The organism is Actinoplanes sp. G11-F43 (assembly GCF_050589265.1).
Classification (GTDB): Bacteria; Actinomycetota; Actinomycetes; order Mycobacteriales; family Micromonosporaceae; genus Actinoplanes.
In genome coordinates, this window is sequence record NZ_JBNZCE010000029.1 from 131,056 (window position 1) to 151,470 (window position 20,415).

21 protein-coding genes are annotated in these 20,415 nt (G+C 70.5%); 5 read left to right on the top strand and 16 right to left on the bottom strand.

Translation table 11 applies throughout. The features are described from left to right. Positions 1 to 53: 53 nt before the first annotated feature. Both ACQ0O7_RS32330 and ACQ0O7_RS32335 read right to left on the bottom strand, forming a co-directional pair. Positions 54 to 380 (bottom strand): XRE family transcriptional regulator, encoded by a 327-nt coding sequence (locus ACQ0O7_RS32330; RefSeq protein WP_430787708.1) that lies wholly within the window; start codon positions 378 to 380, stop codon positions 54 to 56. After that, complete coding sequence (locus ACQ0O7_RS32335) at positions 377 to 742, bottom strand: type II toxin-antitoxin system RelE/ParE family toxin (RefSeq protein WP_430787710.1); 366 nt, start codon at positions 740 to 742, stop codon at positions 377 to 379. The genes ACQ0O7_RS32330 and ACQ0O7_RS32335 overlap by 4 nt, the downstream gene beginning before the upstream one ends. Before the next feature lie 178 nt (positions 743 to 920). Here ACQ0O7_RS32335 and ACQ0O7_RS32340 point away from each other — a divergent pair, with 178 nt between their 5' ends. After that, the gene (locus ACQ0O7_RS32340) at positions 921 to 3,395 is read left to right on the top strand and encodes a GH36-type glycosyl hydrolase domain-containing protein (protein ID WP_430787712.1); all 2,475 of its coding nucleotides are present in this window, start codon (positions 921 to 923) and stop codon (positions 3,393 to 3,395) included. A gap of 19 nt (positions 3,396 to 3,414) precedes the next feature. Here ACQ0O7_RS32340 and ACQ0O7_RS32345 read toward each other — a convergent pair whose 3' ends face one another. The 7 genes from ACQ0O7_RS32345 to ACQ0O7_RS32375 all read right to left on the bottom strand — a co-directional run bounded on the left by ACQ0O7_RS32345 (position 3,415) and on the right by ACQ0O7_RS32375 (position 10,097). Beyond that, the gene (locus ACQ0O7_RS32345; RefSeq protein ID WP_430787714.1) at positions 3,415 to 4,074 is read right to left on the bottom strand and encodes a response regulator; all 660 of its coding nucleotides are present in this window, start codon (positions 4,072 to 4,074) and stop codon (positions 3,415 to 3,417) included. An 11-nt stretch (positions 4,075 to 4,085) separates the two neighbouring features. Continuing rightward, a complete protein-coding gene (locus tag ACQ0O7_RS32350) occupies positions 4,086 to 5,234 on the bottom strand; it encodes a sensor histidine kinase (protein WP_430787716.1) in 1,149 nt (382 codons plus the stop codon). Positions 5,235 to 5,439: 205 nt separating this feature from the next. Beyond that, the gene (locus ACQ0O7_RS32355) at positions 5,440 to 6,171 is read right to left on the bottom strand and encodes an SDR family NAD(P)-dependent oxidoreductase (protein WP_430787718.1); all 732 of its coding nucleotides are present in this window, start codon (positions 6,169 to 6,171) and stop codon (positions 5,440 to 5,442) included. Next, on the bottom strand, positions 6,162 to 7,457 hold the full coding sequence (locus ACQ0O7_RS32360; protein ID WP_430787720.1) for an enolase C-terminal domain-like protein: 1,296 nt from the start codon (positions 7,455 to 7,457) through the stop codon (positions 6,162 to 6,164). Before ACQ0O7_RS32360 ends, ACQ0O7_RS32355 begins: the two co-directional genes overlap by 10 nt. Further along, positions 7,454 to 8,281 (bottom strand): fumarylacetoacetate hydrolase family protein, encoded by an 828-nt coding sequence (locus tag ACQ0O7_RS32365; protein ID WP_430787722.1) that lies wholly within the window; start codon positions 8,279 to 8,281, stop codon positions 7,454 to 7,456. The genes ACQ0O7_RS32360 and ACQ0O7_RS32365 overlap by 4 nt, the downstream gene beginning before the upstream one ends. Continuing rightward, positions 8,278 to 9,084 (bottom strand): amidohydrolase family protein, encoded by an 807-nt coding sequence (locus tag ACQ0O7_RS32370; RefSeq protein ID WP_430787724.1) that lies wholly within the window; start codon positions 9,082 to 9,084, stop codon positions 8,278 to 8,280. The genes ACQ0O7_RS32365 and ACQ0O7_RS32370 overlap by 4 nt, the downstream gene beginning before the upstream one ends. Continuing rightward, on the bottom strand, positions 9,081 to 10,097 hold the full coding sequence (locus ACQ0O7_RS32375) for an aldo/keto reductase (RefSeq protein WP_430787726.1): 1,017 nt from the start codon (positions 10,095 to 10,097) through the stop codon (positions 9,081 to 9,083). Before ACQ0O7_RS32375 ends, ACQ0O7_RS32370 begins: the two co-directional genes overlap by 4 nt. An 88-nt stretch (positions 10,098 to 10,185) precedes the next feature. Here ACQ0O7_RS32375 and ACQ0O7_RS32380 point away from each other — a divergent pair, with 88 nt between their 5' ends. Next, the gene (locus ACQ0O7_RS32380; RefSeq protein ID WP_430787728.1) at positions 10,186 to 10,839 is read left to right on the top strand and encodes a GntR family transcriptional regulator; all 654 of its coding nucleotides are present in this window, start codon (positions 10,186 to 10,188) and stop codon (positions 10,837 to 10,839) included. Next, positions 10,836 to 11,567: a TSUP family transporter gene (locus ACQ0O7_RS32385; RefSeq protein WP_430787730.1), complete on the top strand. Its 732-nt coding sequence runs from the start codon at positions 10,836 to 10,838 to the stop codon at positions 11,565 to 11,567. Before ACQ0O7_RS32380 ends, ACQ0O7_RS32385 begins: the two co-directional genes overlap by 4 nt. 18 nt (positions 11,568 to 11,585) lie before the next feature. Here the strand turns inward: ACQ0O7_RS32385 and ACQ0O7_RS32390 are convergent, their stop codons facing one another. After that, entirely contained in the window at positions 11,586 to 13,019 is a 1,434-nt protein-coding gene (locus tag ACQ0O7_RS32390) for a GGDEF domain-containing protein (protein WP_430787732.1), read from the bottom strand. An 82-nt stretch (positions 13,020 to 13,101) separates the two neighbouring features. Between ACQ0O7_RS32390 and ACQ0O7_RS32395 the strand changes: the two genes are divergently transcribed. Beyond that, the gene (locus tag ACQ0O7_RS32395) at positions 13,102 to 14,154 is read left to right on the top strand and encodes an LLM class flavin-dependent oxidoreductase (protein WP_430787734.1); all 1,053 of its coding nucleotides are present in this window, start codon (positions 13,102 to 13,104) and stop codon (positions 14,152 to 14,154) included. Positions 14,155 to 14,158: 4 nt separating this feature from the next. On the opposite strand, the gene ACQ0O7_RS32400 is transcribed toward ACQ0O7_RS32395, so the two are convergent. The 5 genes from ACQ0O7_RS32400 to ACQ0O7_RS32420 all read right to left on the bottom strand — a co-directional run bounded on the left by ACQ0O7_RS32400 (position 14,159) and on the right by ACQ0O7_RS32420 (position 18,768). Next, the gene (locus ACQ0O7_RS32400) at positions 14,159 to 15,115 is read right to left on the bottom strand and encodes a TIGR03885 family FMN-dependent LLM class oxidoreductase (RefSeq protein ID WP_430787736.1); all 957 of its coding nucleotides are present in this window, start codon (positions 15,113 to 15,115) and stop codon (positions 14,159 to 14,161) included. A gap of 18 nt (positions 15,116 to 15,133) precedes the next feature. Then, positions 15,134 to 16,291: a monooxygenase gene (locus ACQ0O7_RS32405; RefSeq protein ID WP_430787738.1), complete on the bottom strand. Its 1,158-nt coding sequence runs from the start codon at positions 16,289 to 16,291 to the stop codon at positions 15,134 to 15,136. Positions 16,292 to 16,404: 113 nt separating this feature from the next. After that, positions 16,405 to 16,863, bottom strand: a complete 459-nt coding sequence (locus ACQ0O7_RS32410) for an HAAS signaling domain-containing protein (protein ID WP_430787740.1) — start codon at positions 16,861 to 16,863, stop codon at positions 16,405 to 16,407. Beyond that, positions 16,863 to 17,201 (bottom strand): PadR family transcriptional regulator, encoded by a 339-nt coding sequence (locus ACQ0O7_RS32415; RefSeq protein ID WP_430787742.1) that lies wholly within the window; start codon positions 17,199 to 17,201, stop codon positions 16,863 to 16,865. The genes ACQ0O7_RS32410 and ACQ0O7_RS32415 overlap by 1 nt, the downstream gene beginning before the upstream one ends. Before the next feature lie 124 nt (positions 17,202 to 17,325). After that, the gene (locus ACQ0O7_RS32420) at positions 17,326 to 18,768 is read right to left on the bottom strand and encodes a glycoside hydrolase family 43 protein (protein WP_430787744.1); all 1,443 of its coding nucleotides are present in this window, start codon (positions 18,766 to 18,768) and stop codon (positions 17,326 to 17,328) included. Between the two features lie 325 nt (positions 18,769 to 19,093). Between ACQ0O7_RS32420 and ACQ0O7_RS32425 the strand changes: the two genes are divergently transcribed. Then, positions 19,094 to 19,408 (top strand): PadR family transcriptional regulator, encoded by a 315-nt coding sequence (locus ACQ0O7_RS32425; protein ID WP_430787746.1) that lies wholly within the window; start codon positions 19,094 to 19,096, stop codon positions 19,406 to 19,408. Here ACQ0O7_RS32425 and ACQ0O7_RS32430 read toward each other — a convergent pair. Beyond that, the gene (locus ACQ0O7_RS32430) at positions 19,395 to 20,267 is read right to left on the bottom strand and encodes a glycosyltransferase (RefSeq protein ID WP_430787748.1); all 873 of its coding nucleotides are present in this window, start codon (positions 20,265 to 20,267) and stop codon (positions 19,395 to 19,397) included. The genes ACQ0O7_RS32425 and ACQ0O7_RS32430 overlap by 14 nt on opposite strands. Between the last annotated feature and the right edge of the window lie 148 nt (positions 20,268 to 20,415).

Here is a 20,415-nt window from a genome sequence, read left to right on the forward strand (position 1 = left end):
CACGGCACCGGACCGGTGCCGTGAAACGACCGGCCACGAGTCGGGCCGGCGGGTCAGCCCACCACCAGCCTTTCGCCGCCGAAATCGGCGACGATCTCCATTCGGCCACCGAGGGCAGCGATGTAGGCGGCGAGGGTTCGCAGTTCGCCTGCGTCGACTTTGGCTCGTTCGATGGCGGAGACCCGCTCCTGCCGCACGTTCATCCGCTCGGCCACTTCGGCCTGCGTCAGACCGAGACGTTTGCGCATCTCGGCGAGCCGATGGGCACGGCTCACGTTGATGAGCGCCTGGGCCCCGGCCTCGACCTCGGCGCGGTCCATGTCATCGGGGAAGAACTCGGCGAGGAAACTGTCACGGTCATACCCATGGGTACTGCTCATGGCTGTTCCTTCTCCTTCAGGTAGGTCGCGAACCTCGACTCGGCGAGAGGGATCGCCTGCCGGTACCAGGCGGTCCATTGCCCGGCCTTGTCACCGGCGACCAGGAGAACCACATTACGGCCGGGGTCGAAGACGAACAATATTCGCATCTCTGTCGTCCGGGTCGATCCGGGCCGGAGTTCCTTCAGGTTGTGCAGGCGCGACCCCTTGATCCGATCGACCAATGGCCTTCCGAGGCTGGGGCCTTCTTCGAGCAGCGCGGTGATCGCCTGGCCGACCAGCATGGCGCTTATCCGATCGGTTCGGCGAAGCTGATGAAGCCAGTCTCGTACCTCGGTGACGATTTCAAGGCGATAGGTCACACCGTCAATGTTATCTACCTTCAGTATGCCTGAGTACTGAAGTGTGTTGTGTGAGAGGCGTGGCGGCCCGGCGGCGGAAGGGGCTTTTCGGACTGGTCCCAAGAAGGTGTCCGGGCGGTAAAATGAGCGGTATGGGAGCGCTCCCAAAAGTGCTCCCACGCCGACCGGCGGAGGGCCGGTGGCTACGACGGCGACGCGGGAGGACCTGTTGCGCTACGGGCAATTCGACGATGAGCAGCGCGAGTACGTCATCGATCGGCCGGACACGCCACTGCCGTGGATCAACTACCTCGGCACTGACGCCTATTTCGGGATCGTGTCCAACACGGGCGGTGGCTACTCGTTCTACCGTGACGCCCGGCTGCGGCGGCTGACCCGTTACCGCTACAACAACGCGCCGCTCGATCTGGGCGGCCGCTACGTCTATGTGCGGGACGACGCCACCGGCGACTACTGGTCGCCGTCCTGGCAGCCGACCCCGGAGCGGGAACTCGACGACTACGAGTGCCGGCATGGCCTCTCGTATACGAAGATCGCGTCGTCCCGGGGTGGAATCCGAGCCGAGACGCTGTACTTCGCACCCCTCAACGAGACGCTTGAGGTCTGGCGAGTGCGCGTATCCAACGATCGTACGGAAAATGCGGAATTGTCGCTTTTTTCGTCTGTGGAGTTCTGTCTCTGGGACGCCCAGGATGACGCCACCAACTACCAGCGTAATTTCAACACCGGCCAGGTCGAGGTGGTCGACGGCGTCATCTACCACAAGACCGAGTATCGCGAACGGCGCGACCACTTCGCCTACTTCGCCACGTCGGCGACCGACGACCTGAAGGGCTTCGACACCCAGCGGGAGACCTTCCTCGGCCCCTACCGGGGCTGGGACCGCCCGATCGTCGTCGAGACCGGTGCCGCCCGGGACGAGATCGCGCACGGCTGGCAGCCGATCGGCAGCCACCATGTGAAGGTCAGCCTGGCGCCGGGGGAGACCCGCGAGGTGATCTTCGTGCTGGGCTACGCGGAGAACCCCAAGGACGACAAGTTCGACCCGCCGGGCTCCCAGACGATCAACAAGACGCGGGTCCGCCCGGTGATCGAGAAGTGGCTGGACCCGGCCCAGGTCCAGCGCGGCTTCGACGACCTGCGCGCCTACTGGGATCAGCTGCTCGGGAACCTGACCGTGCGCACCCCGGACGGCGACACCAACCGCATGGTCAACGTGTGGAACGCCTACCAGTGCATGGCGACGTTCAACCTGAGCCGGTCCACGTCGTTCTACGAGTCCGGCATCGGCCGCGGCATGGGCTTCCGGGACTCCAACCAGGACCTGCTCGGCTTCGTGCACATGATCCCGCAGCGGGCCCGGGAACGCATCCTGGACATCGCGGCCACCCAGAAGGAGGACGGCGGCGCGTACCACCAGTACCAGCCGCTGACCAAGCGCGGGAACAACGACATCGGCGACGGTTTCAACGACGACCCGCTGTGGCTGATCCTGGGGGTGGCGGCCTATCTGAAGGAGACCGGCGACCACACGTTCCTGGACGAGCGGGTGCCGTTCGACAACCGGCCGGGCAGCGAGGTCACCCTCTACGAGCACCTGCAGCGGTCCCTGAAGTACACCCTGGACCGGCTGGGCCCGCACGGGCTGCCGATGATCGGCCGGGCCGACTGGAACGACTGCCTCAACCTCAACTGCTTCTCCGACACTCCGGGCGAGCCGTTCCAGACCACCGAGAACGCGTCCGGCGGGGTCGCCGAGTCGGTGTTCATCGCCGGTCTGTTCGTGCTGGCGGCCAAGGAGCTGGCGGTGATCGCGGGCCTGCGCGGGAACGAGGGCGAGGAGGCGGTCTACCGGGCGGCGGCGGAGAAGATGTCCGGGACGATCACCGAGCACGGCTGGGACGGCGCCTGGTTCCGCCGGGCGTACGACTTCTACGGCAACGTGATCGGCTCCGGCGAGAACGACGAGGGCCAGATCTTCATCGAGCCGCAGGGCATCTGCGTGCTGGGTGGGGTGGGCCTGGACGACGGGCTGGCCGGCAAGGCGCTGGACAGTGTGGCCGAGCGGCTGGCCACCCCGCACGGCATCGTGCTGCAGCAGCCGGCCTACTCCAGTTACCGGATCGAGCTGGGGGAGATCTCCTCGTACCCGCCGGGCTACAAGGAGAACGGTGGCATCTTCTGCCACACCAACCCGTGGATCATGATCGCCGAGACGATGGTGGGCAACGGCGACCGGGCGTACGACTACTACCGCCGGATCAACCCGTCGGCGCGCGAAGAGATCAGCGACGTGCACCGGACCGAGCCGTACGTCTACGCCCAGATGATCGCCGGCAAGGACGCGCCGACCCACGGCGAGGCCAAGAACTCCTGGCTGACCGGCACCGCCGCGTGGAACTTCGTGGCGATCACCCAGTGGATCCTGGGCATCCGCCCGGACTTCGCCGGCCTGCGGATCGACCCGGTGCTGCCGGGCGACTGGCCGGGGTTCGCGGCGACGCGCGCGTTCCGCGGGGCCACCTACGAGATCACCGTCCGCGGCACCGGCCGGGTGACGCACCTGCTGGTGGACGGTGAGCGGATCGACGGCACGCTGGTGCCGCCGGCCCCGCCCGGCGCGGTGGTCCGCGTCGAGGCGATCCGCGAGTAGGGGAGGTGCCGGGGACGGGTCAACCCGTCCCCGGCACCACCAGGCCCGACTCGTACGCGGTGACCACCGCCTGTGCCCGGCTGGACAGCCCGAGCTTGGTCATCACCCGATTGAGGTGGGTTTTCACGGTGGCCTCACCGAGGGTCAGGTCGGCGGCGATGTCGGCGTTGGACCGCCCGGTGGCGACCAGCCGCAGCACCTCCAGCTCCCGCCCGGTGAGGGTGGCCAGCAGATCCGGCGGCCCGGCCGGGGAACCACCGCGGGTGTACGCCTCGATCAGCCGCCGGGTCACACTCGGCGCGAAGATCATGTCGCCGGACGCGGTGGTGTGGATGGCCTGGATCAGGCGTTCCGGGCTGATGTCCTTGAGCAGGAATCCGCTGGCCCCGTTACGCAGGGCGGCGTACACGTATTCGTCGAGGTCGAAGGTGGTCAGCACCAGGATCCGGGTGCGGCCGGCGGCGCCGGCGAGGATCCGCTCGGTGGCGGCCACCCCGTCCAGGCCGGGCATCCGGATGTCCATCAGCACCACGTCCGGCCGGGTCCGGGCGGCGACGGCGACCGCGGTGAGCCCGTCGGCGGCCTCCCCGGCGACCTCCAGCCCGGGGGCGGCGTGGATCAGCGCGACCAGCCCGGCCCGGATCAGGTCCTGGTCGTCGACGACGAGCACGCTGGTCACGTCGGCTCCCTTCAGGACTGCGGGTATGGCAGCCTAGCGGACACCCGGAAGCCCCGTGTCCCGTGTGGACCGCTCGTCAGGGTTCCGCCGTAGAGCGCGGCCCGTTCGCGCAGCCCGATCAGCCCGTGCCCACCACCCGGTGCCGGAGCCGTCGTGTTCCCGGGGCCGTCGTCGGTCACCGTGATGGTCAGCGCCTCCGCCTCGAACCGGACCAGCACCACCGCGCGGGCCGGGCCGGCATGCTTGATCGCGTTGGTCAGGGACTCCTGGACGATCCGGTACGCGGTCAGGGCGATGCCCTGGGGCAGTGGCCGTGCAGTCCCCTCGACGTCGAGCGTCACCGGCAGCCCGGCGCCGGCCACCCGGGCGGTCAGGTCGGGCAGCCCCTCCAGGCCGGGCAGCGGCTGCCGGGTGTCGGGTTCGTCGGCCTCCCGCCCGAGCCGCAGCAGCCCGAGCATCCGGCGCAGCTCGTCGAGCGCCTCGGTGCTGGTGGTGAGCACCGCGTCCAGGGCGCCGTGCGCGGTCTCCGGGTCGGAGCGCAGCACATAGCGGGCCAGCCCGGCCTGCACCGAGATCACCGACATGTGGTGGGCGACCACGTCGTGCAGTTCCCGGGCGATCCGCACCCGCTCGTCGACGACCACCCGCCGGGCCAGGTCGGCCTGCCCGCGCCGCAGCTCCTCGGTGGCCTCGGCGAGCCGCCGGTTGGTCACCTCCAGCTGCCGGGCGCCGTGCCCGATCCACCACACCACCACCGGGATCGCCAGGCCCTGCCCGATCACGCTGGCCATCGACGAGCCGGGGGTGATCCAGCCGCCGTAGATCCAGACGACCGCGCCGAGCACCACCGCGGTGGGTGGGGCCCAGCGGGCGCCCACCGCCGCGACGGTGTAGCAGAACACCAGCATCGGGTACGCGATGACGAGTGGCCAGTAGTCGAGACTCACGTAGACGAACCAGACCGCGTGCGCCCACAGCATGGTGGCCTCGGGGGCCTGCCGCCGCCACGTCAGCGGCAGGGTGACGGCCAGGGTGAGCAGCACCGCCCACACGTCGAACGGCTGCCACTGCGCGACCGGCGTCTCCTGGGCGAGCAGCAGGCTGACCACGGACATGGCGACGGCCAGCGCCCCGTCCGCGAGCATCGGCTTGACCTGCATCGACGCACCTTAGCCGGTAGTTCGCGGAAGATCGTCCGTCCGGTGGGGGACGCCGTCTACTACAGGGGTTTACCCCGTTGTCCACCTCCGGGCTGACGACCCCGGCGCGGACTCCGGATTAACTTCGTCCGGTGGGTTCCACCGGGGGGCTGGGATCCGCCGGGACCTGATCAGCTGGCGGGCTGATCAGGTCCACGGGGGACTCTCACCGGGGGAGCCGCAGGCCCGACATGCCCCCGTCCACCGCGAGCGACATCCCGGTGGTGGCGCCGGCCGACGGGCTGACCAGGTATTGGATGGCCGCGGCCACCTCGTCCGCACTGACCAGGCGCCCGGTCGGCTGTCGCGCCGCGAGCCGCGCCTTCTCACCCTCCGGATCATCGGTCCGCGCCAGCAGCCGCCCCACCCACGGGGTGTCCACCGTGCCCGGTGCCACACAGCACACCCGGATCCCGTCACCGACCAGGTCGGCGGCCATCGACAGGGTGAGCGCGTGCACCGCCCCCTTGGACGCCGAGTAGAGCGCCCGCTGCACCAGCCCGGCGGTGGCCGCGATCGACGACAGGTTCACGATCACCGGACTCCGGCTGCGCCGCAGGTAGGGCAGCGCGGCCCGGGAGGCACGGGCGATCCCGGTCACGTTCACGTCGAGGACCCGGGCCCACTCGGCGTCGCCGTTGTCCTCGACCGTGCCGACCGCGCTGATCCCGGCGCTGTTGATCAGAAAATCGACGCCGCCGTACGTGTCCGCCAGCTCCCGCATCGCCGCGTCCAGCGAGCCGCCGTCCGCCACGTCACACTTGATGAAGTGCCCGGACGACGGATTCAGGTCGAGGATCCCGACCTCGGCGCCGGCCAGTGACAGCCGCCGGGCGGTGGCCGCCCCGATGCCCGAGCCGCCGCCGGTGATCGCCGCGACAAAACCGGTCAGCTCCATGCCGCCCCCTCCGGGTACGCGTACCGGCGCAGCGACTCCGGCCGCATCCGGGTCGAGAAGCCGGCCGCCGACGGGGCCCGGTAGGCGCCCCGCTCGATCACGACCGGGTCGGTGAAGTGTTCGTGCAGGTGGTCCACGTACTCGATGACCCGGTCGTCGAGCGTCCCGGACACCGCCACGTAGTCGAAGAAGGACAGATGCTGGACCGCCTCGCACAGGCCCACCCCACCGGCGTGCGGGCAGACCGGCGTGCCGAAGTGGGCGGCCAGCAGCAGGATCGCGATGTTCTCGTTCACCCCGGCCACCCGGCACGCGTCCAGTTGCACGACGTCGACGGCGCCGGCCTGCAACAGCTGTTTGAACACGATCCGGTTCGGCACATGCTCCCCGGTCGCCACCCGGATCGGCCCGCCGCCCGGCCCCGCCGCCGACAGCCCCCGGCGGATCGCGGCATGACCCAGGATGTCGTCCGGGCTGGTCGGTTCCTCGATCCACCACGGGTCGTACGGGGCCAGCGCGGTCATCCATGCGATCGCCTCGGACACCCCCCACCGCTGGTTGGCGTCCACGGCGATCCGGATGCCGGGACCGACCACCGCCCGGGCGAGCGCCAGACGGCGTACGTCATCGGTCAGGTCCGCACCGACCTTGAGTTTGATCTGCCGGAACCCGGCCGCGACGGCCTCCCGCGCCAGCCTCTCGATCTTCTCGTCGGGGTAGCCGAGCCAGCCCGCCGATGTGGTGTACGCCGGATACCCGGTCTCCCTGATGTGCGCAGCCCGCTGCTCGCGGCCGGGAAGCGCTTCGGTGAGCAGGTCACGGGCGGCGGCCGGGGTGATCGCGTCGGTGAGGTAGCGGAAGTCGACCAGATCGACGAGCTCGTCCGGGGACGATTCGGACAACAGCTGCCACAGCGGTTTTCCCCGCCGGGTGGCGATCAGGTCCCAGGCCGCGTTGATCACCGCGGCGGCGGCCAGGTGCATCACCCCCTTCTCCGGGCCGAGCCAGCGGATCTGGGAGTCGTGGGTGAGCCGGCGCGAGAATTCCCCCATGTCCGACAGGTCGGCGCCGATGATCAGCGGGGCCAGGGCGTCCAGGGCCGCCCGGCAGACCTCGTTGCCCCGGCCGATGGTGAAGGTGAAGCCGTGCCCCTCCGCGCCGTCGTCCGCCGTCATCACGACATAGGCTGCCGAATAGTCGGGGTCCGGGTTCATCGCGTCGGAGCCGTCCAGGGTGCGCGACGTCGGGAACCGGATGTCGTGGGTGGACACCGAGGCGACCCTCATCCCTTGACCACCCCGCTGCGCTGCCGCCCCAGGCCCTCGATCTCGGTCTCCACCACGTCACCCGGCTTCAGGTACGGGAACCGGCCGGACAGCGCCACCCCCTGCGGTGTCCCGGTGTTGATCAGATCGCCCGGGTCCAGCACGGTGAACTGGGACAGATGCCAGATCAGGAACCCCACGTCGAAGATCATGTCGGCGGTGCCGGAGTCCTGCCGCGGCTCCCCGTTCACCCACGACCGCAGCCGCAGCGGGAACGTCACCTCGTCCGGGGTGACCAGCTCCGGCCCGAGCGGATTGAACGTCTCACACGACTTGCCCTTCGACCACTGCCCACCCGAGCGGTCCAGCTGGAACTCCCGCTCCGACACGTCGTTCACCACCACGAACCCGGCGACACAGGCCAGGCCCTCCTCCGGTGAGGAGAGATAGCGGGCGGTACGGCCGATCACCACGCCCAGCTCCACCTCCCAGTCGGTGCGGCTCGAACCGCGCGGCAGCACGATGTCGTCCTCCGGGCCGACGATGGTGTTCGGCGCCTTGTAGAAGACGATCGGCTCGGCCGGTGGTGGCGCCCCGGACTCGGCCGCGTGCGCCGCGTAGTTCTGCCCGACACAGAGGATCACCCCCGGCCGGGCGATCGGCGGGCCCACCCGGCCACCGTCCACATCAGCCGGCGGCAGCTCCGACGGATCCCCGCGGAACCCACCGGCGGCCAGGAACGCCGCATCGATGTCGGCGGTCACCGGGGACAGGTCGTGGAGCGAACCCCCGGACTTCAGAACCGGCCGTTCCGCACCGGGCGGACCCACCCGCAGATATCTCAACTACCGCTCCCATCGAGGTAGACACGGGCCGCGTTGCGCCCGAAGATCCCGGCCGGCCGTCCGCCCAGGATCGCCGTCATCACCGCCGCCACCTGCTCATAGGTGGCGACCAGCTCACACACCGGCCAGTCCGAGCCGAACATCAGCCGGTACGGGCCGAACAACTCCACAGCGGTCTCCACAAACGGCCGCAAGTCCTCCGCCGTCCACCCCGGGCCCACCTCGGTGACCAGACCGGACAACTTCGCCACCACGTTCGGGCACTCGGCCACCGGCGTGATCAGCTCCCGCCAGCGCCCCAGGTCGTCCATCGGCGGTTTGCCCAGGTGGTCCAGCACGAACGTCGACTCCGGCAGTGCGGCGGCGGCGCGGGCCACCGACGGCAGCTGGGCGTGCCGGACCACCAGCTCGTTCACCAGACCACCGGCGGCCACGGTGGCCAGGCCCGCGCGTACCGCAGGCCGGTCCAGGAAGTCGTCGGGACCGGCCTGCACCTGATCGCGAATCCCGGCCAGCAGCGAACCCCCGGCCCCGCGGCGATGAGCCGCGAGAGTCTCCGCCAGATCCGGATCGGACAACGACGCCCACCCGACCACCGCGGCGATCTCGCTGGTGCCGGCCGCCAGCGCCAGGAATCCGGCAGTCTCCGCCGCCGTGCACAATCCCGCCTCCACCAGCACCGTCCGGGTGAAACCGGTGGCGGCCAGATGCGGCCGCAGATCCGCAAGTGTGTAGTCCCGGCGCAGCCGGTCCGGCAGCCACGGATAGTCGGCACGCCAGAAATGCTGATGGGCGTCGATCACGGCACCGGCACCTCCGGGTCCAGCAGCCAGGCCGCCGACAGGTCCCGCCAGAGCGCGCCCGGGATGACGACCCGGGCCATCGCCGCCGCGTCCGCCGCCTCCTCCGGCGACCGCATCCCGACCAGCACCGAAGCCACCGCCGGATGCCCCCACGGAAACTGGAGCGCGGCGGCCCGGAGCGGCACGTCGTAGCGGGCACACACCCGCTCCATGGCCTGCGCCCGGGCCAGCATCTTCGGCGAGGCGGGCCGATAGCCGAAGGTGGCGCCGGGCACCGGAGCGGCCAGGATCCCCGAGTTGTAGACACCCCCGATGATCACGGAGATGCCCCGCCGGTGGCACTCCGGCAGCAGATCACCCAGCCCCGACTGATCAAGCAGCGAATATCGGCCGGCAAGAAGAAAACAATCGAATTGCCCGGTACGCGCGAACTCGGTGAGCATCGCCGACTGGTTCATCCCCGCCGACACGGCCCGAACCGTCCCCGCCCGCCTCAGCTCGGCGAGCACGGGCAGGGCTTCGGCCAGAGCCTGCGGAAAGTGCTCGTCCGGGTCATGCAGATGCAGAATGTCCACCCGCTCCAGCCCCAGCCGCTCCAGACTCTCCCGGTGCGACTCCCGAACCCCCTCGGCCGAGAAGTCCCAGACGGCATCCCCACGGCTCTCCGCCCACATCCCATCCCCGCCCTCTGTCGCGGTGGGGCTGAGTCGTCCCTGTCCCGGCGTTTGGATGCGGCGTCCGACCTTGGTGGCGATGGTGAAGCCGTCGGGGTCGGCGCTCTGGGGCGGGCGGCCTCGGAGGGCGGCTCCGGCGCGTTGTTCGGACAGGCCGGCGCCGTAGAGCGGGGCGGTGTCGAAGAAGCGCACGCCCCGGCGCCAGGCCTCGTCGACGGCGGCCGCCGCGGTGCGGTCGCCGACGGCGGCATAGAGTCCACCGATCGGCGCCAGGCCCATGCCGAGACGGGTCACTGTGACATCGGTGCCGCCCAGCGGCACCCTTGCGAACGGATCCACGGCCCGGGTCCTTTCGTAGATCCTATAGGATCTACGAAACTGTCTAGTGGGTGCCGATGCGGTACGTCAACCCGGCAGGGAAGGGAAAATGATCCGCCGCTCAGTCCTCAGCGACGACGTTCACGAGTCGCTGAAGTCGCTCATCCTGGAACACCGGCTCGCGCCCGAGGACCGGATCAACATCGACGCGCTGGCCCGGGAGCTCCAGGTGTCGCCCACCCCGGTCCGGGAGGCGCTGGCCCGGCTGGAGTCCGAGGGCCTGGTCCGCAAACGCCCCCTCGCCGGGTACACGGTCAGTCCCCTCCTCACCCGGGACGAGTTCAGCCAGATGTTCGACATGCGCATGGTGCTGGAGGGCCCGGCCGCCCGCTGGGCCGCGCAACGGGCCGGCGCCGACGAGCGGGCCGCCGTCGCCGCCGAGGCCGCGATCCCGTTCCCGGCGCCGGAGGACGGGCAGGACGGCCGCCGGTCACACGCGCTGTTCACCGCCCGGGACGCGACGTTCCACGATGTGGTCGCGGCCGGTGCGGGCAACCCGCTGCTCCGGGACGCCATCACCCGGCTCCACGCGCACCTGCACATCCACCGGCTGTATTTCCCGTACACCGAGACCGACACGACCCTCGACGAGCACCGCCGGGTGGCCGCGGCGATCGCCGGCGGGGATCCGGACGGGGCCGAGGCCGCGATGCTCGCCCACCTGGCCGCCGCCCGGCAGCGGCATCTGCGGGCGTTCGATTGACCACCCTCGCCGGGGTCGCGGCGGTGCTCGTGGTGGCCGCTCTCGCCCAGGCCACCACCGGGTTCGGGTTCTCGCTGCTCGCGGTTCCGCTGGTCGGGCTGTTGACCGGACCGGTCGACGCGGTGGTCGGAACCACCGTGCTGGCCGCGGTGATCAACCTGTTCGCGGTGGTGAAGGACCGGGCCGAGGTGCGGCAGCGCACCGCCGGCACGGTGCTGATCGCCGGGCTGGCCGGGCTGCCGTTCGGGTTGCTGCTGCTCACGCTGCTGCCCGCCGGTACTCTCACGATTCTGATCGCCCTGTGTGTGCTGGCCGGGGCCGTCGCGATCTGGCGGGGGCTGCGGATCACCGCCGGTGGGCCCGCGGTGGCGGCCGCCGGATTCCTGTCCGGGGTGCTGACCACCTCGACCGGGGTGAACGGGCCGCCGATGGCCGCCGCGTTCAGTGCGATGGGGTTGCCGCCGCGGCAGTTCCGGGCCACCCTGGCGGCGGTCTTCGTGGTGGTCGGGCCGGCCGGGATCGCCGGGTTCGTGCTGGCCGGGCAGTTCACCACCGGCGCGCTGGTGATCGCGGCGGTCGGGCTGCCGGCGATCGCGGCCGGCTGGTGGGCCGGCGACCGGCTGTTCAACCACCTGACCGATCCGGCCCGGTTCCGCCCGGTGGTGCTGTGGGGCCTGGCCGCCGCCTCGGTGATCACCCTGGTCCGGGCGTTCACCGGCGGAGCCTGAAAGAGCGAGCGGGTGTTCTCAGGCGGCCCGGTCGGAGCGGGACCGTTTGTGTTCGTACATGCGGGCGTCGGCGGCCGCGAGCAGCTCGTCCGGGGGCACCACCCGACGATCGGTCCAGGTGACGGTGCCGATGGCTGCGGTCACCCGTAACGTGCGCCCGGACCAGGTGACCGGCATGGCGACGGCCCGGGCGACCCGGTCGGCGAGGGCCCGGACCGAGACGGGGTCGGTGGACGTACCGAAAATGAGAAATTCGTCCCCGCCGATGCGGGCGACCACGTCGCCGGGGTGGACGGTCTCGGCCAGGCGGCGGGCGGTGCTGCGCAGGATGGCGTCGCCGGCTTCGTGGCCGTGTTCGTCGTTGACCGGTTTGAAGCCGTTCAGGTCGCAGTAGATCAGGCCGAGGTCGCCGGGTGAGCCGTCGGCGTGTGCGGCGATGGCCGTCTGCATCACGGTGAACAGGTGCCGCCGGTTGACGAGTCCGGTCAGTTCGTCGTGGGTGGCCTGGTGGATGAGGGCCTGCCGGAGTTTGGCGATCCGGATCAGCACCAGCGGGATGCTGAGCAGCGGCGCGATGGTCAGCAGCAGGCCGTCGGCGGGCTGCCCGAACAGTTGGGCGAGCCCGCCGCTGAGCGGGATCAGCAGGAGTGCCGCGCCGAGCCGGCCGAGCTGGAACCGGGGGGTGGCGGGCTGGGCCCGTACCGCCGGCTCGCTGAGGTGTTTGACGCTGGGGTGCAGCCCGGCCGCACCCAGCGCGAGGTATCCGACCGCGAACAGCAGCGCCGGCAGCTGGGACTTCTCGGCCGGGTTGCCCAGGTTGACCAGGGCGATGCCGAGGATGGTGAAGCCGAGGGCGAGGTAGAGGAAACGCAGGCTGGCCCGGGCCGGTCCGGGGCTGCTGCGGGACACCCGGAGCAGCGAGCCGCAGATGCCGAGCAGCACCAGGAGCTGGGTGAGCACCAGGAACTGCCCGAAGAGGGTGACGCCGAGGTGCAGCAGGCGGGGGCGGAACAGGAACTCCCACACCGGCGCGGCCAGGGCGATGCCCCACACCGCGGCGTCGAGGGTGCCGCTGGTGTCGCGGGGCGCGTGCCGGAGCACGATGGCCAGGCTGGCGGCGAGCAGGAAGACGTATCCGCCGAATAAGGGTGGGATGACCAGGATGTCGGGTGGGGGACCGCTGCCGGGTGTCAGTGACGTCACCAGCCAGGCGGTGTTGGTCACGCTGAGCAGCGCCAGCGCGATGATCGCCAGGCGGCAGGGGCCCTGGGCGGTGACGCGGTGCCGGCGCAGGCCGACCGCGATGGCGACCGCCGCCAGCAGCCCGGTGAGCAGCATCAGCCCGTTGCGGACCGGTGCGCTGCCGAGCACGTAGCCCAGCGTGACGGCGACCGCCAGCCCGGTGAATGCGGCGGTGACCCGGCCGGGTGGGGGGTTCGGCGGCCTGTCCACATGTTGCGCATCGTCGGCGGCGCGGGCTTTCTGAGAGTTCTCCGGTTAAGCTCCAAATTCGATAGGTCGAATAGGAGATGTGATGGGCCTCGAACTGCTCTGGTACATCCCGAACCAGGCCGACCCCGGACACCGCGGCGACGACGTCGTCGATGGGCACAACAGCCTCGGCACCCTGACCGCGCAGGCGCTCGCCCTGGAACGGCACGGCTGGGACGGCGCGCTGCTCGGCGCCGGGTGGGGGCGGCCGGACACGTTCACCGTGGCCACCGCGCTGACCGCCCGGACCAGCACGTTCCGGCCGCTGATCGCGATCCGGCCCGGGTACTGGCATCCGGCGAACTTCGCCGCCGCGTCCGCCACCCTCGATCACCTCTCCGGCGGGCGGGTGCTGGTCAACATCGTCTCCGGCCGGGACCGGACGGCCGCCTACGGCGACACCGAGGACGATCCGGAGCGGCGGTACGCCCGGACCCGCGAATTCCTGCACGTCACCCGCCGGCTCTGGACCGAACCGGACGTCACCTTTCACGGCGAGCACTACCGGGTCACCGGCTCCACCCTGGCGGTCCGCCCGGCCACCCCGCCCCGGCTCTACTTCGGGGGCGCCTCGGCCGCCGCGGAACGGGTCGCCGCCGCCGAGGCCGACGTGCAGCTCTTCTGGGGCGAGCCGCTCGACGACGTGGCCGAACGCATCGACCGCCTGCGCCGGCTCAGCGCCGAGACCGGCCGCGAGCACGCCCCGCTCGAATTCGGTCTGCGGATCACCACACTGATCCGGGACACCACCGGGCAGGCGTGGGCCGACGCCGAGGCCCGGGTGGCGCGGATGGCCGCCGGCGCGATCGCCCCGAACCGGGACATCCACGCCGGGGCGGTCGGCCAGCAGCGCCTCCTCGACCTGACCGCCCGCGGCGAGGTCCTCGACGGCAACCTCTACACCACCCCCGGCCGGTACGGCGGCGGCGGAGCGGCCACCACCTGGCTGGTCGGCACCGCCGCGGAGGTGGCCCGCTCGCTACACCGGTACCGGGCCCTCGGCATCTCCCACTTCGTGCTCTCCGACACTCCCTACCTGCCGGAGATCCAACGGCAGGGAGATCAACTGCTACCCCTGTTGCGTACGCCCGGGTAAGGCGTCAGCGCAGCTCGGGCAGCACCTTGCTGGCGAACGTCTCGATGAACGGCATCAGGTCCTGGCCCACGTGGTGCAGGTAGATCCGCTCGAAACCGAGGTCGGCGTAGCCCCGGAGCCACTCGACGTGCTGTTCCAGGTCGGCGGAGATGTTGACCACCTTGGCGACCTGATCGACGGTGACGTTCTCGGACACCACGTCGAACTCCTCGGCGGTGGCCAGATCCCAGCAGACCGGCGGCACGAAGATGTTGCTGCGCCACTGGTCGTGCGCGATCGACTCGGCCTCGTGCTGGGTGGGCGCCCAGCTCAGGTGCACCTGGAGGCAGATCGGGCCACGGCCGCCGGCGTCCCGGTAGGCGCTGATCATCTCGCGCAGGTGGTCCTCCGGCGCGTTCACCGTCACCAGGCCGTCGGCCCAGGCGGCGCAGGCACGGGCGGTCTTCACGCTGACCGCGGCGCCGATCAGCGGGGGAGCGACGGCGGGGCGGGTCCACAGCCGGGCCCGGTCGACGGTGATCAGGCCGTCCCGGGACACCTCCTGGCCGTCCAGCATGTCCCGGATGACACCGACCGACTCGATCAGCCGGGCGTCGCGGACCTCCTTGCGGGGCCACTTCTCACCGGTGATGTGCTCGTTGCTGAACTCGCCGGAGCCCAGCGCGGCCCAGAACCGGCCCGGGTACATGCTGCCCAGGGTGCCGATCGCCTGGGCGATGATGGCCGGGTGGTAACGCTGGCCGGGCGCGTTCACCACCCCGAACGACAGGTTCGTCGCCTGGAGCGCGGCGCCCAGCCAGGACCAGGCGAAACCGGACTGGCCCTGCCGGGTGCTCCACGGTGAGAAATGGTCGGAACACATCGCGGCGTCGAAGCCGGCGCGCTCGGCCGCGATCACCGCGTCCAGGAGCGCGCCGGGGGAGATCTGCTCGTGGGAGGCGTGGATGCCGTACTCGGTCATGGGCCTACCCATACCCACTTATCCGGCCGGTGCCACGACCAGGATTCCCAGACACATCTCGTCGCTGGTGCCCTCACCCCACACCACGTAACGCGGCGGGAGGCTCTGCAACTGCGGGAGCCGCTTGCGGAGGGTCGCGTCGTGGGAGCACGTCACGCGTACGACATCGCCCTTGGTAATGGTGACCGGCTCTTTCAGCGGGGTCAGGGCCTGTTCGTCGAAGTTGTACTCCGGGACGTCGAGGATGGTCTGCGCCTCGGCGGTGCCGGGGTTGAGCTCGACCTTGATCGACCGGCCCAGCAGGTGCATGTGCCCGGCGGCCATGTAGACCGTGCCGTCCCGCGAGATCGGCTGGTCACAGTGCTGGGTGTCGCCCTGTTTCGGTGCCTTGCCGCCGTTGCACCACTGGTTGAGTTCCTGAACGGTCTCGACGGACTCGGCGCCGAACCGCTTGCCGACGTCGGCGATCGCGGTCTCCCGGTCACAGAGCGGGCCGGTGCCGCCGGGCTCACAGGGCAGCTCGATCGGGGCCATGAACAGCCCGGTGCGCAGCGGCTTCAGCCCGGACTCGGCGGACAGTCGCATCTGCATGCCGGAGCTGTCCGCGCCGGTGCCGCCGAGCAGGTTGTAGTGCACCTGCATGACCAGTTTGCTGCCGGGCGGCATCTCGAAGCCGAACCCGTCCGGCATCAGCGTCTCGCCGGCGCCCGGCGCCCAGTGCGCCACCCAGGCGGTCTCGCCCTGCACGCCGCTGTCGCCGAAGCAGGTCCAGCCCTCGCCGTCCTCCTTCGCGTCGACCTGCTCGGCGGCTTTCGCCTGCTCGGGGCCGAGCCGGTAGAAGATCGCGTGGTGCACGATCGCCGCGTTCTGCGGGAGGAAGCGGCTGCCGGTGAGGAAGGCCGGCTCGGTCAGTTTCGGGTCGACGAGAAAGCACCGGTACTCATCGGTGCCGCCGTTCGGCGCGGCCGGGGAGTACGGCTCGGACAGGCCGACGTCGACGAACCGCTCCCCGGTCCGTAACGGACTGGGCGGCGGCGCCGAACCGGCACTGTGGCCGGCGTGCGGGCTGATCGGCACCGGCACCGGTGCGGCGGTGGGCTCGGAGGGTGATCCGCAGGCCGCGAGCAGCAGGGCGGCGGCGAACGCGGTGGCGGCGGCTGGACGGGCGAACCTCATACTGGCCTCCCCAAGGCGAGAATCGCCTCAATCCTGCCAACCGTCACCGGCTCCGCATATCCGTAATAACCCGGACGAGACCCTACGAGTCGATCATCAGGGTTGCCCCGGGGTCAGGACGGCTCACTGGTCGGCAACTCCGTCTGGGCCGGCTCGGCCGGCATGGGCGCGATCTCCGCGCCGCTGTCGCCGCGGGCCAGCGCCAGCGCCAGGAAGCAGAACGCCAGCACCCCGGCCACGGCCACCGCGATGGCCACGATCCAGCCGGGCCGCAGGCCGGACCGGCGCGGCGCGGGCACGGGCGCCGGGGCCCAGGCCGGGGCCGGGGGCATCCGGGGCAGGTCGGTCTGGGTGTCGGCGGCGGCGACGATGCTCTCCGGATCGCCGAGGCGCTCCAGGATGGTCCGGATCGAGGCCTCGGTCTCCTCCTCGGTCTCGGCCCGCGCGATCGCGATGTGCTCGCGCAAGTCGCTGACCAGCTCCTCGCGGCGGGCGGCCGGCAGCCGCATCGCGGCCTGGTCCACCCGCGCCAGGTAAATCTCGACCAGGTGATCGCTCTCGGTCATCATCATCACTTCTCCGTTCCGAGGATGCGGTCGACGCCGCTGCGAAAGGTGACCCACTCGGTGCGGAAGTGGGTGAGAGCCGCCTCGCCGTCCGGAGTCAGGGTGTAGTAGCGCCGCGGTGGCCCGGCCGGGGCCTCGCGCCAGGTGGTGGCGATCCGGCCGTTGCGCCGCAGGCGAGAGAGCAGGGGGTACATCGTCCCCTCGCTGGTGGTCATGCCGAGACCGGTGCTCAGCTGCTGCACCAGCTCGACGCCGTAGAGCTCGCGCTTGTCGAGAAGCGCGAGCACGCAGTACTCGATGGTGCCCCGGCGCAGAGCCGTGGTCAGAGCCGCTTCATCACTCACGTCGACAAGGTACCTTGCACCGCAAGGTAGTAGCAACAAGGAAGAGGGGCCGCCGGGTGACGACCCCTCTCGATGCCTCAGGAGATGACGCGGAACGTGGCGTCGGCCCGCTCCGTTCGATGCCTCAGGAGGTGACGCGGAACGTGGCGTCGGCCCGCTCCGTCGCGGTGCTGATCGGGTCGACGCGCAGCAGATAGTTGTAGTGCCGCAGATAGCGGGTCGGGTAGTTGTACGACTGGAACGACGCCCACGAACCGTCCGCCAGCCCGGCCACCTGCTTGAACGTGGCGTCGGCGGCGAACGTCGCGGTGCCGTCGTCGGCGGCGAGCACCCCGTCGTACGCGTAGTGCCGCAGGTAGTGGCCCGGGTAGTTGACCGACTCGAACGACACGTACCCCGAACTGTTCGCCAGGCCGGGGACGACCCGGAACTGGGCGTCCTGGGCCGGGCTCACGTTCGCGTCGATCCGGACGTCGAAGTTCGAGTGGCGTACGTACCTGGTCTGGTTGTTGTACGACTGGATCCGGTTGAGCACCGCGTTCGGCCCCCACTTGGCCAGCACCCGGCTCTCCTCGGCGGCGGTCAGGTTCAGGATCGACCCGTGCCGTTTCCGGGTGCCGCCCAGGCTGTAGTCGCCGCGGGTGGCGAAGTTGGCGGTGCTGCCCAGGTTGGTCGAGCGGACCGGCATGTACCCGCGGCCGGTGGCGTACTGGTCCAGCCAGAGATGCCACTCGTTCTGCCCGTTGGTCTGCGCCCACATCGGGCCCTCGACCACGTTGCCGCCGGTCGCGCCGTTGGAGATGCCCAGGTGCCGGAGGTCGCCGATCCGGGTCCAGGAGCCGAGGATCGAGTTCGCGCCCTCGATGGTGATCTGCCCGTCGGCCGACGCCCGGTAGTAGCGGTAACCACCGAGGCTGTTGGCCACCTCGACGATCTGGGTGTCGATGATGCCCTGGCCGGATCCCCTGTCGATGTAGAGCTGGGGCGCGGTCACGGTGCGGAAGTCGCTGGTCCGGACGTACCAGATGCGGTGTTTGGTGACGCCGTTGAGCGGTGAGTTGGTGGCCCAGTAGATGACGTAGTCGTTGGTGGCCGGGTTCCAGATCGCCTCCGGCGCCCACGCGTCACCGGCGCCGGAGATGCCGCCGGCCACGTTGATCAGGCGGGGCGCCGACCAGGTGACCAGGTTGGTGGACTCCCAGACGACCAGGCTCTTGCTGCCCCTGGTGGAGGCGTCGCCCCACGAGGTGCCGCCGGCGATCCGCAGATCGGTCGCGATGATCCAGTACTTGTCGCCGTTGGGGGAGCGGACGATCGCCGGATCGCGGACGCCCTGGGTACCGACGGTGGAGAGCAGGACCGGGCCGCCGGCGTTCAGGTCGGTCCAGGTGCGGCCGTCCTTGCTGTGCGCGAGGTAGATCTGCTCACCTCGGGCCGACTCCCCGGTGAAGTGCGCCATCAGGTAGCCGGTGAACGGGTCGAGGGCGCTGGCCGGGGCGGACAGGCCGGTGAGGACGAGGACGAGGGTGGCGAGAACCGTGCTGACACGGGTGAGGATTCGAGGCATCGGAGCTCCGAAAATGTTAGCGCTAACGCTACGGGGGAATGTTTCGAAGTGTTGATGCCCGTCACTTTCTTGTCAAGCACTGGACATCTTCAGCGCGCGACCTCCGTGCTCCTGTCCATATCGGCACCGGGCCCCGTCATGGTCTCGGCGACCTCGTTCGCCACCTGCTCCGGAGGGCCGTCCAGGGCCTCGCCTCACCCTGGCAGCCCACCTCCGCGCCGAGGACGCCGACGTGTCGTGCGCCGGTGGTCACGGGGGCGGTGTCGTCCACGGTCCCCGCCGGGGTGCGCCTTGACCCTATGTAGAGTTCCGATAGAGTTGCCGGATGCGGATCACGGTACCGACCGCGCGGACACTCGCCGCGCTGCTCGCCGACCCCGGCGCCGACCGGTACGGGCTGGAGCTCATGCAGGCCACCGGGCTCGCCAGCGGCAGCCTCTACCCGATCATGCACCGCCTCCAGGCGGCCGGCTGGGTCGAGGCCCGGTGGGAGGAGATCGACCCCGCCGCGCAGGGCCGGCCCGCCCGCCGGTTCTACCGCCTCACCGCCCAGGGCGTCACCGAGGCCCGGCAGGCGCTCGCCGCACTGCACGCCCAGACCGCCGTCCCCGGCACGTCGCCGCAGGTCAAGCCCGCGTAGACATCGGGTTCTTGCGGGCCGCCACCACCGGGAGCCCGTGCCGCCGATGGTGACTGGTGTGCAGCCACCGCATCATCGGGTACATCACCAGTAGCAGCCGGGCGGTCATCCAGGCGCGGGCGTACGACCCCCGGCGCAGCCGCCCGATGTGCTGGGCGTAGCCCCGCTCGGTCATCAGCAGGTAGTGCCGGAACCCGGCGTAATCCCCTTTTATCCGGCGGGACGATGTGCCGGCCGTCAGCCGCCGCTCGTACCGCACGGTATGACCGGCCGCCCGCAGATGCATACCCAGGTCCAGGTCCTCGTGGAAGCGCTCGTCCGCGCACAGCCCCGCCGACACCGCCCGCCACGTCGACCGCCGGATCGCCATGTTCGCGCCGAAGATCCAGTCCAGGCGGCCGTTCGGCACCGTCCAGATGCCCCGGACCAGCGCGTCACCCCGGGCCACCACCCGCGGCATCGTCACGTCGTAGTAGTGCACCGGACCGGTCGCCGCGTCCACCCGCGGATCGGCGAACGTGGCCTCCACCCCGGCCAGGTGTCCGGCCGGCAGCCGGGTGTCCGCGTCGATCCGCACGATCACGTCACCGGTCGCCGCGTTCATCCCCCGATCGCGGGCGAACTGCACACCCTGACGCGGCTCGTGGAGCACGATCACCCGTTCCCGGAATTCCGCCAGGACATCGGCGGTCCGGTCCGTTGAATTGTTGTCGACGACGATCACCTCGTCAGCGGGCCGGGACTGCTTTTCGAGAGCGTCCAGGCAGGCGCCGATCATTGATTCTTCGTTATACGCGGGAATGACTACGGAAATGCGCGGCCCAGTCATCGTTCCTCCGGCGAGTCTATTGGCGAGCATGATTCCGCCCTGGTGGCGAAGGGGACAAGGGTCCCCGGGCGACGGGCGGGTGGCGGTTTGATGAGCGGACGGAAACCGGTAAGGTCTCTCGATGCGCCGATCATGAAGCGCGGTTTAAGACGCCCCTAAGTAAAACTTAAAACAACCG

Excerpts from the sequence above, each read along its gene's own strand:
- ACQ0O7_RS32355 (WP_430787718.1), bottom strand. The coding sequence starts at position 6,171 with ATGGAGCTGACCGGTTTTGTCGCGGCGATCACCGGCGGCGGCTCGGGC.
- ACQ0O7_RS32395 (WP_430787734.1), top strand. The coding sequence starts at position 13,102 with ATGGGCCTCGAACTGCTCTGGTACATCCCGAACCAGGCCGACCCCGGA.
- ACQ0O7_RS32410 (WP_430787740.1), bottom strand. The coding sequence starts at position 16,863 with ATGATGATGACCGAGAGCGATCACCTGGTCGAGATTTACCTGGCGCGG.
- ACQ0O7_RS32330 (WP_430787708.1), bottom strand. The coding sequence starts at position 380 with ATGAGCAGTACCCATGGGTATGACCGTGACAGTTTCCTCGCCGAGTTC.
- ACQ0O7_RS32420 (WP_430787744.1), bottom strand. The coding sequence starts at position 18,768 with ATGCCTCGAATCCTCACCCGTGTCAGCACGGTTCTCGCCACCCTCGTC.
- ACQ0O7_RS32380 (WP_430787728.1), top strand. The coding sequence starts at position 10,186 with ATGATCCGCCGCTCAGTCCTCAGCGACGACGTTCACGAGTCGCTGAAG.
- ACQ0O7_RS32400 (WP_430787736.1), bottom strand. The coding sequence starts at position 15,115 with ATGACCGAGTACGGCATCCACGCCTCCCACGAGCAGATCTCCCCCGGC.
- ACQ0O7_RS32430 (WP_430787748.1), bottom strand. The coding sequence starts at position 20,267 with ATGCTCGCCAATAGACTCGCCGGAGGAACGATGACTGGGCCGCGCATT.
- ACQ0O7_RS32360 (WP_430787720.1), bottom strand. The coding sequence starts at position 7,457 with ATGAGGGTCGCCTCGGTGTCCACCCACGACATCCGGTTCCCGACGTCG.
- ACQ0O7_RS32425 (WP_430787746.1), top strand. The coding sequence starts at position 19,094 with ATGCGGATCACGGTACCGACCGCGCGGACACTCGCCGCGCTGCTCGCC.
- ACQ0O7_RS32405 (WP_430787738.1), bottom strand. The coding sequence starts at position 16,291 with ATGAGGTTCGCCCGTCCAGCCGCCGCCACCGCGTTCGCCGCCGCCCTG.
- ACQ0O7_RS32350 (WP_430787716.1), bottom strand. The coding sequence starts at position 5,234 with ATGCAGGTCAAGCCGATGCTCGCGGACGGGGCGCTGGCCGTCGCCATG.